Below are 12999 nucleotides of genomic sequence, written 5' to 3' on the forward strand. Positions count from 1 at the left end.
TATTTCACGATGCAGTCAAAGTAGTTCACATATTCCGCACTCAAAAGACTATATGATTCACCCTAGCCCCTGTCCGGGGCTGGTGCGTAAGAACACCTCACATACACAGCGGAAGAGCCTCCCCGATAGCGAGGCCTTGTCACGTCTGAACACTCGACGAGTGGGCATCGCGCCCGCTCGTCCATGCGGTTTTGGGCGGGATGGGGCTACCCGTAAGGGCGTCCGCACGTCTGTGTATGTGTTCTTAACATCCCGTCCACCTGTCTGCGCGTAAGAACGCGGGCTGGTGGTTTCCGTCTCACACAGGAGTACGAAACCATGGCGAATGTCTCTCGCCCGATGGCCTGCACGGCCACGGTAATTTCTTCACTTCAGCCCTCTCTGTCTTGCGGTCTGGCGCAGCTCTTAAACACCCTCGCACGGAGGGCGCAGCCATGAAGCAGACCAAGGAACAGGCCAAGACCGCGGCCGCCAGGATCGAGCGGCTGACGCGCGATATCTCCGAGATCCACAAGCTGGTGGATGAGGGCTGCGCCGAGATCACGGCCACGGCGCAGATGGCCTTGAAGTGGCTGGAGACGCCGGAGGGCTGCCAGCGGCTGGACGTGGTGGCCGAGGCCTTGAAGATGATTCGCCACAGCGCCCTGTTCACGGGCGACTGCTCCAGAAGCAAGGCGATCACGGCTGGCAGCACCTACCGCAATCTGGCCCAACGGCGGCTGCGCGAGGCCGAGAAGGCAGCCGATGAGGCGCGCGTGGCGCAGGCCTTGCGGGATTCGGCGGCTTAGCGCCGCAGCGTGCAGCGTGCACCGGGCCAGGTGCGCGCCGAGGGGACCGGCGCCTGCTCAGGCGCTGGCCAGCAGCTCCCACGAGCACGCCTGCGCCTCATCCTCCCCCTGCACGAACGCAACCCGCATGCCCAGCGCCTTGCCCATGCCTTGCACGGCCAGGCGCAGGGCCATTGGCACGGCGCGGTCGCCCGTGATGACGACCATGCCCCGGCACAGCTGGCGCATGCGTTCGCGGTTGCGCTTGAAGAACAGGGCGCGCTGCTTGCGTTCTTCGTGGCTTTCCTCGGGGTGGTCGCCGGGCAGGTGGTCGGTGAGCAGCACGAAGTGCCGGCCCTGGTCGAGCAGGGATTCGATCTGGGCCTCGGCCGATGCGTCATTGCCGTTGCCTGCGTCTGCAGGTGCCTGCGCTTCGGGTTCGCGCAGGTAGACCAGGGGAAAGCGGGAAGTATCGATCAGCATGTCATGGTTCCTGGGAAAAAGCAGGGCATCAGTACAGGTCGTGCCTGACCGCATGGGCGTAGTGGGCGTTGGCCTGCTCCTGTTGGGCGGCATCCATGGCGGGCGCCGTGGCATCGGCCAACTGCGTGAGGGCGGCCATCATCTGGCCCACGGAGGGCAGGGCGGTGCGGTCCAGCTGGCTTGACGGGTTCCAGAGGCCGGAGCGGTGGATGGCCTTGCCGCAGTGCAGCAGCACCTCGTCGACCAGCACCACGGTGGCGGTCTTGGGCGTGCCCCGGCCTTCGCTCAGCTCTTGCAGCAGATGGGGGTCGGTGGAGATGCGGCCGCGCCCGTTGATGCGCAGGAAGATGTCCAGCCCCGGGAACAGGAAGAGCATGGCCAGGCGGTCATCGGCCTGCAGGTTGCGCAGGGATTCGATGCGGTTGTTGCCGGGCCAGTCGGCAAAGGCCACGGTGCGCTCGTCCAGCACCTGCACAAAGCCGGGTGGCCCGCCGCGCGGCGAGGCATCCAGGCCGCGTTCGCCGGCCGTGGCCAGGCAAAAGAAGCTGGCCTGGCGCAGATAGGCCTCGTGGAAGTCGGACAGGCGGTCGCGCACGGCCTTCTGGATTCTTTCTGCCGGGGCGGCGTAGAGCGAGTCCAGGTCGATGGCCGGGCCTGGCGGGTCTGCAAGGGCGGTGTTGTCTGTGTGCATGGCACAAGCGTAAGAACAAAGGCGTTGGCGGCTGTAGACTGGATCGGCCAACAAATAGCTCAAAGACGCCATGCCCGATGCCATTCTTGAACTGGTCAGCCATGTGAACCGTGCCGATGGCCCCGTGCTGATCGCGGCCGTGGGCAACCAGGACGAGGAGCTGGCCTCCGAGCCGCACCGCCACGCGCGCGGCCAGCTGTTCGGCTCGCTGCGCGGGCTGCTGTCGGTGGGCGTGGAAGACGCGGTCTGGGTGGTGCCCGCCATCCATGCCGTGTGGCTGCCGCCGCACCAGCTGCATTCGGGCCGCTCCCATGGCCCCTTCCACGGCTGGAGCGTCTATGTGGCGGAGCCGGCCTGCGCCGACCTGCCGCAGCGGCCCTGCGCCATCCGCACCTCGGGCCTGCTGCGCGAGGCCGTGCTGCGCGCCGCCGGCTGGGGATGGCAGCAAGGCGTGCCCACAACGCAGCCCGTGCAACCAGGCCCTTCGGCGGACCAGGCCCGCGCCCATGTGATGGCGGTGATCCTGGACGAGATCCGCACCCTGCCCGTGGAGCCCCTGGGCCTGCCCCTGCCCGCCGACCCGCGCCTGCAGCGCATCGCCCGCGCACTGATCGCCGACCCGGCCGATGCCCGCGACCTGGAGGCCTGGGCGCGCTGGGCAGCGGTCAGCTCGCGCACGCTGAGCCGGCGCTTTGTCTCGGAAACCGGCTTCAGCTTCACCGCCTGGCGCCAGCGCGCGCGGCTGATGCGCTCGCTGGAGATGCTGGCCGCCGGCGCGCCGGTGACGAACATCGCGCTGGACCTGGGCTACGCCACGGCCAGCGCCTTCATCGGCTTGTTCCGGCGCACGTTCGGGGAGACGCCTGCGGCGTACCGGGGGAGGTTGGGGGCGAGTGCAAGCTGAGGCGGGGTCGGCGACTGGATTGCCACATGAAAGTAGGATCACTCACTTGCCTACAGGGAGCCTCCCATGCAGACCACTCAGCAAATGAGCATCACCTTGCCCAATGACATCGCCGATGCGGTCAGGGCCAAAGTGAGGGCCGGTGAGTACGCCAGCGAAAGCGAGGTGATCTGCGCGGGGTTGAAAGCGCTGATGGACAAGGATCGCGGCCTGGATAGCTGGCTGCACCTGGAGGTAGGCCCTGCTTATGACGCCTTGAGGGCTGATCCCTCCAGCGCCGTCACCCTCGGCCAGTTGCGGGAGCGTCTGGCTGCCGAGCGCAGCGGCGGCAACGGCGCGTGACGCTGCCCGCGTCGCTCCTGGGGTGACTTCGCCTACAACCGCTGCAACTGCGCATTCAGATACGCATCGCGCGAGGGCAGCAGGTGCTCGGCGCACAGGCGGACCAGGGCGTCGCGGTCCTGGGCGCGCAGGGCTTCGATCATTTGCCAGTGTTCCTGGCGTGCGCGCTCGCGGTAGTCGGCCGAGACCAGGGAGGCGAAGCGGATGGGGTGCGTCTGGCGCGCGTATTCGGTGATGGCCTTGTGCAGCGTGTCGTTGCCCGCCAGCGCAAACAGTTCCTGGTGAAAGGCCAGGTTGATGCGGAACACCAGGCGCGCGTTGCCTTCGGCCACGGCGGCGTCGTGCTGCTGCTGGATGGAGGTCAGGCGTTCGAGCCTCTCGGCCGGCACGGGCAGGGGGATCTTGCGGGCAGCCTCCACTTCGAGCATGCCGCGCAGCTCGTACAGCTCCTGCACTTCCTGGGTGGAGAAGGAGCGCACCAGGGCGCCGACGTTCTTGCGGCGCTCGATGAGGCCCATGCGGTCCAGCGCGGCCAGGGCCTCGCGGGCGATGTGGCGCTTGACGTCGAAGCGGGCCATGAGGTCGTCTTCCACCAGGCGCTCGCGCGGGTGCAGCCGGCCGAAGACCACGTCCTCTTCCAGCGCGGCCACCATGGCGCCCAGGGCGTCGGCTGCGGGGGCGGGTTCGGCATCCAGGGAAATCGGCAGTGAGGCGGCAGCGACCATCAAGACAGGCGGTTGGGACAAAGACGCCATTTTGTCCGAATTGACCGCCTGCGCCGACTATTCACGCCGGCCGGGAATGGTGCCGCGCTCGGTGGCGCAGCGCAGGAAGTCGAAGTCCACGCCCTGGTCGGCCTGGTTCACGGTGGTGAGGAAGAGCTTGCGATAGCCGCGCTCGGGCGTGGGCACGGCCACCGGCTGCTCGCGGGCGCGGCGGGCCAGTTCCTCGTCGCCGACCTGCAGCGTCAGCTCGCGGCGCGCCACCGATAGCGTGATGCGGTCGCCATTCCTCACATGGGCCAGCGGCCCTCCCACGGCCGATTCGGGCGTGACGTGCAGCACGATGGTGCCGAAGGCCGTGCCGCTCATGCGCCCGTCGGAGATGCGCACGATGTCCTTGACGCCGGCCCGCGCCAGCTTGCGCGGGATGGGGATGTAGCCGGCCTCGGGCATGCCGGGCGCGCCCTTGGGGCCGATGTTCTTGAGCACGAGGATGTCGTCGGCCGTCACGTCCAGGTCGTCGCTGTCGATGCGGTGGGCCAGGTCGGCCGCGTTCTCGAAGACCACGGCGCGGCCTTCGTGCTCCATGAGCCGGGGATGGGCGGCCGACTGCTTGATGATGGCGCCGCCCGGCGCGAGGTTGCCGCGCAGCACGGCGATGCCGCCCTGCGGGTAGATGGGGTTGGAGCGCGGGCGCACCACGTCCTGCGCAAAGCCGGGGCCGGCGCGATCGATCTCTTCGCCCAGCGTGCGGCCGGTGACGGTGAGGGCGTCCAGGTTCAGCAGGGGCTTGAGCTCGCGCAGCAGCGTGGCCATGCCGCCTGCGTGGTGGAAGTCCTCCATGTAGTGATCGCCCGAGGGCTTGAGGTCCAGCAGCACGGGCGTGTCGCGGCCCATGCGGTCCAGGGCCTGCAGGTCGATGTCATAGCCAATGCGGCCCGCAATGGCGGCCAGGTGCACGAGCCCGTTGGTGGAGCCGCCGATGGCCAGCAGCACGCGCATGGCGTTCTCGAAGGCGGCGGGCGTGAGGATTTTGTCGATGGTCAGGCCCCCGCGCGCCATGCGCACGGCCTCGGTGCCGGTCTGCTCGGCAATGCGGATGCGGTCGGCCGTGACGGCGGGGGGCGAGGCGCCGCCGGGCACGGTCATGCCCAGCGCCTCGGCAATGCAGGCCATGGTGCTGGCCGTGCCCATGACCGAGCAGGTACCCACGCTGGCCACCAGCTGGTTGTTCACATCGGCGATCTCTTCGGCGTCGATCTCTTCGGCGCGGAACTTGCCCCAGTAGCGGCGGCAGTCCGTGCAGGCGCCCACGCGCTCGCTGCGGTGCGAGCCGGTGAGCATCGACCCGGTGATCAGCTGGATGGCCGGAATGCCCGCCGAGGCCGCTCCCATCAACTGGGCCGGCACCGTCTTGTCGCAGCCGCCGATGAGCACGATGGCGTCCATGGGCTGGGCGCGGATCATCTCCTCGGTGTCCATGGACATGAGGTTGCGCAGGTACATGCTGGTCGGCGCCGAGAAGCTTTCGTGCACCGAGATGGTGGGGAAGTCCATGGGCAGGCCGCCCGCCAGCATGACGCCGCGCTTGACGGCCTCGATCAGCTGGGGCGCGTTGCCGTGGCAGGGGTTGTAGCTGCTGCCCGTGTTGGCAATGCCTATGACGGGCCGCTGCAGCGCCGAGTCCGTGTAGCCCGCGCCCTTGATGAAGGCCTTGCGCAGGAACAGCGAAAAGCCGCGGTCGCCGTAGTTGGTCAGGCCCTTGGAGATGCCCGTGGCCGCATCGGCGGGGGCGATGTCATGGCCTGGAGCGCCATCGGGAGTCTTGGGGTCGGTCATGGGTGGGGTGCTTTGCAGAGGGTCTTGGCGGGGTCGGAAGGCAGGCGCTGCCTTGTCGTGGGGCAGGATAGCGGCGGATGCCACGGATTATTATCGTCGTTATCACCTATATTATTAATAATCTATCTGGCCAACCATGCAGCCGTGCCCGGAGTGCGTGCCGGGCATGTTTTTCCGACACAAGACAAAAGGAGGAGACACCCATGGTTGTTGCTGCATCCCGCATCCGTCGCATTCATGCGCCCAACCGGCGCGCCGCCCTGGCTGCGGCGCTGCTGGCCGCGCTGGCGCTGGGCCCAGGCCTGGCCACGCCCGCGCTGGCCGACGGCGCCTATCCGGCCCGGCCCATCAAGCTGGTCGTTCCGTACACGCCCGGGGGCGCCACCGACGTGATCGGCCGCGTGGTGGGGCAAAGGCTCTCGCTGGCGCTGGGCCAGCCCGTGGTGGTGGAGAACCGGGCCGGCGCGGCCGGCAACCTGGGCGCCGCAGCCGTGGCCAAGGAAAGGCCCGATGGCTATACGCTGCTGCTGGGCGCGCTGACCAGCCATTCCATCAACAGCGTGCTCATGCCTGCCACGGCGGGCTTCACCATGGACAAGAGCTTCGCGCCCATAGCCGTGGTGGGCCGCGTGCCGCTGGTGATCACCGTGGGGCCGTCGGTGACGTCGGCCAATCTGGCGGAGTTCATCGCGCTGGCCAAAGCGAAGCCGGGCGGGCTGAACTACGGCTCCTCGGGCAATGGCTCACCCCAGCATCTGGCGGCCGAGCTGTTCAAGCGGCAGGCCGGCGTGCCGCTGACGCATGTGCCCTACAAGGGCAGCACGCCCGCGCTCAACGATTTGATGGGCGGCCAGGTGGATGTGGTGTTCGACACCCTGCCCGCCACGCAGGGCTTCATCAAGGGCGGGCGGCTGCGCGGCCTGGCCGTGACCACGGCGCAGCGCGTGCCCTCCATTGCCGACATTCCCACCACGGCCGAGGCCGGGCTGTCGGGCTTCGAGGTGACGTCGATGTTCGGCCTGCTGGCGCCTGCGGGCACGCCCGCGCCCATCGTCGCCCGGCTCAGCGGCGCGCTCAAGGAGGTGATGGGGCAGCAGGAAGTGAAGGACGCCCTGGTCGCACAGGGCGCCATGCCCACGTTCACCACGCCTGCCGAGGCGCGAGCCCGGATCGCCGAGGAGGTGGCGCGCTGGTCCGCCGTGATCCGGCAGGCGGGCATACAGCCGGATTGAGGCTGCGCCTCAGCGTCGCCGGGCCCGCGTTTCCGGCAGAAAGGCCGTTGCCAGCCCCAGCAGCGGCAGGTAGGCCACCAGGCGGTACACCCAGACGATGCCGTGGGTGTCGGCCAGGTTGCCCATGCCGGCGGCCCCCAGGCCGCCGATGCCGAACATGAGGCCAAACATCAGCCCCGAGACCAGGCCCACGCGGCCGGGCACGGCCTCCTGCGCATAGACCACCAGCGCCGCAAAGGCCGAGGACATGACCAGGCCGATGACGATGGACAGCACGGCCGTCCAGAACAGGTCGGCATGCGGCAGCAGCAGCGCAAACGGCGCCACGCCCAGGAAGGACACCCAGATCACGGCCTTGCGCCCTATGCGGTCGCCCACCGGGCCGCCCGCGAAGGTGCCCGCCGCCACGGCCGCCAGGAAGGCGAACAGGTACAGCTGCGACTGCTGCACGGGCAGGGCAAAACGCTCGATCAGATAGAAGGTGAAGTAGTTGGCAAAGGCCGCGATGTAGACGAACTTGGCGAACATCAGCACGCAGATCACGGTCACCGCGCGGATGACCTGCGAGCGGTTCAGCGCCGTCAGCGCATGCTGGCCGGCCGCCACCACCTTGGCCGGCGCATGGTGCAGGCGCCAGTGCGTGATGCGCAGCAGCACCCAGATGGCCAGCAGCGCCACCAGCATGAACCAGGCGATCGCATGCTGGCCAAACGGAATGACGATGGCCGCCACCATCAGCGGGCCGATGGCCGAGCCCGTGTTGCCGCCCACCTGGAAGGTCGATTGCGCCGTGCCGAAGCGCCCGCCCGAGGCCAGCCGCGCCACGCGCGAGGCCTCGGGGTGGAAGGTGGACGAGCCCACGCCGATCAGCGACGCGGCGGCCAGCAGCATGGGGTAGCTGGTGGACAGGGCCAGCAGGCCCACGCCCACCAGCGTCACCACCATGCCCAGCGGCAGCAGGTAGGGCTTGGGATGCTTGTCGGTGTACAGGCCGATCCAGGGCTGCAGCAGCGAGGCCGTGACCTGGTAGACCAGGGAGATCCAGCCGATCTGCGCGAAGCTCAGCGAGAACTCCGTCTTGAGCATGGGATAGACGGCCGGCAGCACGGCCTGGATCAGGTCGTTGAGCAGGTGGGCAAAGGCGGCGGCGCCGACGATGCGCAGCAAAAAGCCCTGCGCGGCATGGCTGGGTGCTGGATGGGCGTGCGTTGCAGGCGCGCCCAGCTCGCCCGGGGCGCCAAGAGTGGTGGTGTTGCTTGTCATGGAGGAAAGGGCCCCGCAGGGCGGCACGGTCAGGGTCCGGCGTTGACGAAGGTCAATGGGCCGTGGGACCGAAGATAGGCGTTTGGTGCCCGTCTGTCTCTCTCTATACTGACTTCAATTGTCGAGATCGGGACAGAGAGTCGCATAGAACCGTACAGGACGGGAAGCCTCATGGCCGCAGAACTGCCGCGCATATACCTCAAGTACCACCAGACCGGGCTCCCCATGGCCGCCATGGAGGCCAACTGGGCGCATGGCACCAGCACGGGCTGGCACTCCCACCCGCGCGGCCAGCTGCTGTATGCGATCGAAGGCGTGATGTCCGTGCAGCTGCATTCCGGCTCCTGGCTGGTGCCGCCCAACCGGGGGCTGTGGATAGAGGCCGACGCCGAGCACGATGTGCGCATGTCGGGCGACGTGAAGATGCGCACGGCCTACATCGACGCCTCGGCCTTTGCGGACCTGCCTGCGCGCACCTGCGTGGTCAACGTGTCGCCCCTGCTGCGCGAGCTGGTGGTGGCCGCCGTCGGCGTGCCGCTGGACTATGCCGAAGGCAGCCGCGACGAGCGCCTGATGCACCTGCTGGTCGATGAACTGCGCGCCGCCGAGGTCCTGCCCCTGCACCTGCCCCTGTCCGCCGATGCGCGGCTGCGCCAGGTCTGCGAGGCCCTGATGCGCGAGCCTGCCGACACCGCCACCGCCGAACACTGGGCGCAGCGCCTGGGCGTGAGCGCCAAGACGCTGCAGCGCCTGTTCGTGAAGGAAACCGGCATGCCCTTCGCCCAGTGGCGCGAGCAGGCGCGGCTGATGTTCGCGCTGGGCCGCATTGCGGCGGGCGAGCGCATCATCGACATCGCCCTCGATTGCGGCTACGCCAGCCAGAGCGCGTTCACGGCCATGTTCAAAAGGCATTTCGGGGTACCGCCTTCGGGCTTCCAGCGCTGAGGCACGACCGGACCAAGGTCGGGCCGGGCGGACTTGGATGCAGATCCAGATATCGATTGCGGCACAAGCATATGCCCAAAGATTCGTTCCCCCGCGCCTGCATCGTGGCGATACTGGCCGGCCGCATTCCCTCCACCGCCTCAGCTTTTTCACCGCCGTACCGTGCTACCCGACCCAGTCCCCGACAGCGCGGCCGAAGCGCAGGTCGATCGCGTCATCGACGGCCTGCTCAACGGCCTGCAATGGCGCGCCAGCGTGTTCCACGTGGGGCAGTACTGCGGGCGCTGGCGGGCCTCCACGGCGGGGCGCGCGCGGGCCAGCTTTCACCTGATCCTGGACGGGCGCTGCTGGCTGCACCTGCCGGGCCAGCCTTCGGTGGAGCTGCAGCCGCGCGACGGCGTGTTTCTCTCGCGCGATGTGCCGCATTTCATCTCGCCCTATGCCGACCCGGACATGGCCTGCGCTCCGCAGGCCATGCGCCCCGCCACTGGCGATGCCGGCATAGGAGAGACGGCGCTGGCCTGCGGCTTCTTCACCTTCGAGGGGCCCATGCGCGGCCTGCTGGTCGATGCCTTCCCCGACCACCTGGTGCTGCGCGGCGACGACCATGCGATGAGCGGCGCCTCCATGCTGTTCGACCTGATGCGCGCCGAGGCGCTGCGCACGGGCACCGAGCCCTCGGCCGTGATGGACCGGCTGGTGGGCCTGCTGTTCTTCTACGGCCTGCGCCAGCTCGCGCATGGCGATGCGCGGGCGCGCGGCATCTGGAGCCTGCTGCGCCGGCCGGGCTTTGCGCCGCTGGTGGCCGAGCTGCTGCGCGAGCCGGCCCGCAACTGGAGCGTGGCCGACATGGCCGCGCGCGTGTGCCTGTCGCGCGCCACGTTCTTTCGGCAGTTCGCCGAGGCCTGCGGCCAGCCGCCCCAGCAATTCCTGCTGCTGCTGCGCATGCAGCTGGCCGCGCGCCGCCTGGCCCAGGGCGAGGCGATAGGCCAGGTGGCCGAGGCCGTGGGCTACGAGTCCTATGCGGCTTTCTCGCGCGCCTTCAAGCGCGTGATGGGCGAGCAGCCCGGCGCCTGGCAGCGCGCGCAGGCGCGCTGCTGCTGAGCCGCCATCCGGGCCCGCCGCATCCGCCTGCGGGTTGACACGTTCGGGCATAAATCCGCGACGCGGCGGCATTGATGGCAAGGGGGGCGCGGCCGATCATGAAGGCATTCCTTCATTCCTGCAAAGCACCATGGCACGCCTGACCCTGCACACCCCGCAAACCGCCCCTGAAGCCAGCCGCCCCTTCGTGGAGCGCGCCCTGGCCGGCAACGGATTCCTGCCCAACCTGATCGCCATCCTGGCCAACTCGCCCCAGGCGCTGGAGACCTATGTGACCGTGGGCCAGATCAACGCGCGCGCCCAGCTCACGCTGGCCGAGCGCGAGGTGGTGCAGATCACGGCGGCGCGCATCCATGGCTGCGACTTCTGCGTGGCCGGCCACACCAAGCTGGCCTTCAAGCAGGCCGGCCTGACCCAGGCCGAGGTGGTGGCGCTGCAGGACGGCCGCGACACGGGCCAGCCGCGCCTGGACGCCGTGCGCCGCTTTGCCGAAGCCGTGATCGCCACGCGCGGCGCCGTCGCCGACGAGGCCCTGGCCGCCTTCCATGCAGCAGGCCTGAGCGGGCAGCAGGCGCTGGAGGTGGTGCTGGGCATCAGCCTGGCCACGCTGTGCAACTTTGCCAACAGCCTGGCGCAAAGCCCCGTCAACCCGCAGCTGCAGCCCTATCTGCCCGAACAGTTCCGACAACCGCAGGAGAACGCACATGCTGGCTGATTCGCTGCGGCAGTGGCTGGACGCCCATGCCGACTCCCTGGACGAAGGCCCCGCGCATGCCCACGAAGTGCTGCCCCGGCTGGCGCAGCACGGCCTGTTCGGCCTGGGCGTGCCCGTGGCCGAGGGCGGGCAGGGCGGCAGCCTGGGCGATGCGCTGGAGGCCATTGCCGGCGTGGCCGGGCATTCGCTGACGGCGGGCTTCGTGTTCTGGGCGCAGCGCGCCTTTGTCGAATACCTGCTGCAGTCGCCCAACGCGGCGCTGCGCCAGCGCTGGCTGCCGGGCCTGCTGCAGGGCACCCAGGCGGGCGCCACGGGCCTGTCCAACGCCATGAAGTACCTGGGCGGCATCGAGGCCCTGCAGGTCGAGGCCACGTCCGTCGGCACTGGCGGCGCTGTCGGCGCCGACGGCCTTGCACTGCGCGGGCGCGTGCCATGGGCCACCAACCTGGTGCCGCCGGGTCGCTTCGTGGTGGCCGTCGCCGTCTCGCGCAGCGACGGTGCAAAGCCCTTCGTGGCCGCGCTGCCCGGCGATGCGGCGGGCCTGCAGCGCAGCGCCGACCTGGACCTGATCGCGCTGCGCGGCAGCCATACGGCGGCGCTGTCCATCGAGGGGCTGCAGATCGGTCCGGCCGATGTGATCCATGCCGACGCCAACCATTTCCTGCCGCGCGTGCGGCCCGCCTTCATGGGCCTGCAGCTGGGGCTGTGCATCGGCCTGGCGCGCGCCTCGCTGGCGGCGGCCTCGGCCCGTGCCGGCGCCGGGCGCGATGTGCTGGGCGGCCCGCTGCAGCAGCAGCGCCACGTGCTGGAACTGGCCACGGCCACGCTGCATGCCGGCCTGTCCGACGGGCGTTTTCTTGACCGACCTCAAGCCCTGTTCCGCCTGCGCCTGGAATTGAACGACATCGTGCAGCAGTCCCTGCAACTGGAGCTGCACGCCAGCGGCGGGCGCGCTTATCATCGCGACCAGCCGCTGGGATTTGCGCGCCGTTGGCGCGAGGCGGCCTTCATCCCCATCGTGACGCCCAGCGTCACGCAGCTACAGGGTGCGCTGGCTGGCGCGGCCCTGGCAACCACCAGTTCATGACCCAGACGGAAGCTTTCTCCCCTGACGCTCCCGCGCCCGTGCTGCAGGCACGCGGCGCGGGCTTTGGCTATGCGCCCGGCAAGGCCGTGTTCGAGGACATCTCCCTGAGCATTGCCCCGCGCGAGATCGTCTGCCTGCTCGGCGGCAGCGGCTGCGGCAAGTCCTCGCTGCTGCGCGTGCTCGGCGGCCTGGAGTCGCCGGACGGCGGCGCCTGGAGCCGGGGCGAGCTCCAGTTCCTCGGCCAGCCGCTGACCGCGCCGCATCCGCGCGCGGGCTTCGTGTTCCAGCAGCCCAGCCTGCTGCCCTGGCTGGACGCGCGGCGCAACGTGGGCTTCGGCCTGGACTTCGAGCGCCAGCCGAAGCTGGAGGCCGAGGCCCGCCGCCAGCGCGTGGAGCAGGCGCTGCAGGCCGTGGGCCTGGGCGGCAGCGGCGCGCTCTACCCCTCGCAGCTGTCGGGCGGCATGGCCCAGCGCGTGGCCCTGGCGCGCGCCCTGGCGCGCGAGCCGCAGCTGCTGCTGGCCGACGAGCCGTTCTCGGCCCTGGACGCCATCACGCGCGCCGAGATGCAGGAGCTGATGGTGGACGTGGTCCACCGCTGGCACACGGCGGCGCTGCTGGTCACGCATGACATCGACGAGGCCATCCTCGTGGGCGACCGCATCCTGCTGATGGGCGGGCGGCCCGGCCACATCGTGCGCGAATGGCGCGTGGACATAGCGCGCCCGCGCGAGGACCAGGCCGCCGCCGTGACCGCGCTGCGGCTGGACATCCTCTCGGCCCTGCACGGCGTGCGCCATGCGGCCCAGGCCTGATCTCCCTCGCCTGTCTGCCTGTCTGCCTGCCGATCCGCCTGCAGATCCGCCATTTCTTCGACTTCAACCATGCTCTTCTGAAAGGTCTTTCGC

Annotated in this window: 14 protein-coding genes; 9 read left to right on the top strand and 5 right to left on the bottom strand. The window is 69.4% G+C overall.

What is annotated here, in order from left to right; translation table 11 throughout:
- Positions 1-434 precede the first annotated feature (434 nt).
- Positions 435-788: a hypothetical protein gene (locus AAN986_RS03975; protein WP_047219184.1), complete on the top strand. Its 354-nt coding sequence runs from the start codon at positions 435-437 to the stop codon at positions 786-788.
- 57 nt (positions 789-845) lie between these two features.
- Here AAN986_RS03975 and AAN986_RS03980 read toward each other — a convergent pair whose 3' ends face one another.
- Together AAN986_RS03980 and AAN986_RS03985 are read right to left on the bottom strand one after the other, a co-directional pair.
- Positions 846-1250: a hypothetical protein gene (locus AAN986_RS03980; RefSeq protein WP_047219185.1), complete on the bottom strand. Its 405-nt coding sequence runs from the start codon at positions 1248-1250 to the stop codon at positions 846-848.
- A 28-nt stretch (positions 1251-1278) separates the two neighbouring features.
- Positions 1279-1941: an MSMEG_1061 family FMN-dependent PPOX-type flavoprotein gene (locus tag AAN986_RS03985; RefSeq protein WP_047219186.1), complete on the bottom strand. Its 663-nt coding sequence runs from the start codon at positions 1939-1941 to the stop codon at positions 1279-1281.
- Between the two features lie 70 nt (positions 1942-2011).
- Here AAN986_RS03985 and AAN986_RS03990 point away from each other — a divergent pair, with 70 nt between their 5' ends.
- Complete coding sequence (locus AAN986_RS03990) at positions 2012-2845, top strand: helix-turn-helix transcriptional regulator (protein ID WP_016448379.1); 834 nt, start codon at positions 2012-2014, stop codon at positions 2843-2845.
- 66 nt (positions 2846-2911) lie between these two features.
- On the top strand, positions 2912-3187 hold the full coding sequence (locus AAN986_RS03995) for a type II toxin-antitoxin system ParD family antitoxin (RefSeq protein WP_016448378.1): 276 nt from the start codon (positions 2912-2914) through the stop codon (positions 3185-3187).
- Positions 3188-3219: 32 nt separating this feature from the next.
- Here the strand turns inward: AAN986_RS03995 and AAN986_RS04000 are convergent, their stop codons facing one another.
- Positions 3220-3912 (bottom strand): GntR family transcriptional regulator, encoded by a 693-nt coding sequence (locus tag AAN986_RS04000; RefSeq protein ID WP_043821684.1) that lies wholly within the window; start codon positions 3910-3912, stop codon positions 3220-3222.
- A 57-nt stretch (positions 3913-3969) separates the two neighbouring features.
- A complete protein-coding gene (locus tag AAN986_RS04005; RefSeq protein WP_047219187.1) occupies positions 3970-5748 on the bottom strand; it encodes an IlvD/Edd family dehydratase in 1779 nt (592 codons plus the stop codon).
- Positions 5749-5951: 203 nt separating this feature from the next.
- Here AAN986_RS04005 and AAN986_RS04010 point away from each other — a divergent pair, with 203 nt between their 5' ends.
- Positions 5952-6980 carry a tripartite tricarboxylate transporter substrate binding protein gene (locus AAN986_RS04010; protein ID WP_349335577.1) on the top strand — a complete coding sequence of 343 codons (1029 nt, stop codon included), beginning with the start codon at positions 5952-5954 and terminating at the stop codon, positions 6978-6980.
- A gap of 9 nt (positions 6981-6989) precedes the next feature.
- Here AAN986_RS04010 and AAN986_RS04015 read toward each other — a convergent pair whose 3' ends face one another.
- Positions 6990-8243, bottom strand: a complete 1254-nt coding sequence (locus AAN986_RS04015) for an MFS transporter (RefSeq protein WP_047219189.1) — start codon at positions 8241-8243, stop codon at positions 6990-6992.
- A 171-nt stretch (positions 8244-8414) separates the two neighbouring features.
- Here AAN986_RS04015 and AAN986_RS04020 point away from each other — a divergent pair, with 171 nt between their 5' ends.
- The 5 genes from AAN986_RS04020 to AAN986_RS04040 all read left to right on the top strand — a co-directional run bounded on the left by AAN986_RS04020 (position 8415) and on the right by AAN986_RS04040 (position 12906).
- A complete protein-coding gene (locus tag AAN986_RS04020; protein ID WP_047219190.1) occupies positions 8415-9188 on the top strand; it encodes a helix-turn-helix transcriptional regulator in 774 nt (257 codons plus the stop codon).
- Positions 9189-9350: 162 nt separating this feature from the next.
- Complete coding sequence (locus tag AAN986_RS04025) at positions 9351-10292, top strand: AraC family transcriptional regulator (protein ID WP_016448374.1); 942 nt, start codon at positions 9351-9353, stop codon at positions 10290-10292.
- Positions 10293-10422: 130 nt separating this feature from the next.
- Positions 10423-11007, top strand: coding sequence for a carboxymuconolactone decarboxylase family protein (locus tag AAN986_RS04030; protein WP_046987654.1), 585 nt, complete (start codon positions 10423-10425; stop codon positions 11005-11007).
- Positions 10997-12094, top strand: coding sequence for an acyl-CoA dehydrogenase family protein (locus AAN986_RS04035; RefSeq protein ID WP_047219191.1), 1098 nt, complete (start codon positions 10997-10999; stop codon positions 12092-12094). The genes AAN986_RS04030 and AAN986_RS04035 overlap by 11 nt, the downstream gene beginning before the upstream one ends.
- The gene (locus AAN986_RS04040; RefSeq protein ID WP_013800535.1) at positions 12091-12906 is read left to right on the top strand and encodes an ABC transporter ATP-binding protein; all 816 of its coding nucleotides are present in this window, start codon (positions 12091-12093) and stop codon (positions 12904-12906) included. The genes AAN986_RS04035 and AAN986_RS04040 overlap by 4 nt, the downstream gene beginning before the upstream one ends.
- Positions 12907-12999 lie beyond the last annotated feature (93 nt).

It is taken from the genome of Delftia sp. DS1230, assembly GCF_040112715.1.
Taxonomy (GTDB): Bacteria; Pseudomonadota; Gammaproteobacteria; order Burkholderiales; family Burkholderiaceae_C; genus Comamonas; species Comamonas tsuruhatensis.

Bases quoted from the DNA above. Each gene is read 5' to 3' on its own strand.
- AAN986_RS03975 (WP_047219184.1), top strand. From the start codon at position 435: ATGAAGCAGACCAAGGAACAGGCCAAGACCGCGGCCGCCAGGATCGAG.
- AAN986_RS03980 (WP_047219185.1), bottom strand. From the start codon at position 1,250: ATGCTGATCGATACTTCCCGCTTTCCCCTGGTCTACCTGCGCGAACCC.
- AAN986_RS03985 (WP_047219186.1), bottom strand. From the start codon at position 1,941: ATGCACACAGACAACACCGCCCTTGCAGACCCGCCAGGCCCGGCCATC.
- AAN986_RS03990 (WP_016448379.1), top strand. From the start codon at position 2,012: ATGCCCGATGCCATTCTTGAACTGGTCAGCCATGTGAACCGTGCCGAT.
- AAN986_RS03995 (WP_016448378.1), top strand. From the start codon at position 2,912: ATGCAGACCACTCAGCAAATGAGCATCACCTTGCCCAATGACATCGCC.
- AAN986_RS04000 (WP_043821684.1), bottom strand. From the start codon at position 3,912: ATGGTCGCTGCCGCCTCACTGCCGATTTCCCTGGATGCCGAACCCGCC.
- AAN986_RS04005 (WP_047219187.1), bottom strand. From the start codon at position 5,748: ATGACCGACCCCAAGACTCCCGATGGCGCTCCAGGCCATGACATCGCC.
- AAN986_RS04010 (WP_349335577.1), top strand. From the start codon at position 5,952: ATGGTTGTTGCTGCATCCCGCATCCGTCGCATTCATGCGCCCAACCGG.
- AAN986_RS04015 (WP_047219189.1), bottom strand. From the start codon at position 8,243: ATGACAAGCAACACCACCACTCTTGGCGCCCCGGGCGAGCTGGGCGCG.
- AAN986_RS04020 (WP_047219190.1), top strand. From the start codon at position 8,415: ATGGCCGCAGAACTGCCGCGCATATACCTCAAGTACCACCAGACCGGG.
- AAN986_RS04030 (WP_046987654.1), top strand. From the start codon at position 10,423: ATGGCACGCCTGACCCTGCACACCCCGCAAACCGCCCCTGAAGCCAGC.
- AAN986_RS04035 (WP_047219191.1), top strand. From the start codon at position 10,997: ATGCTGGCTGATTCGCTGCGGCAGTGGCTGGACGCCCATGCCGACTCC.
- AAN986_RS04040 (WP_013800535.1), top strand. From the start codon at position 12,091: ATGACCCAGACGGAAGCTTTCTCCCCTGACGCTCCCGCGCCCGTGCTG.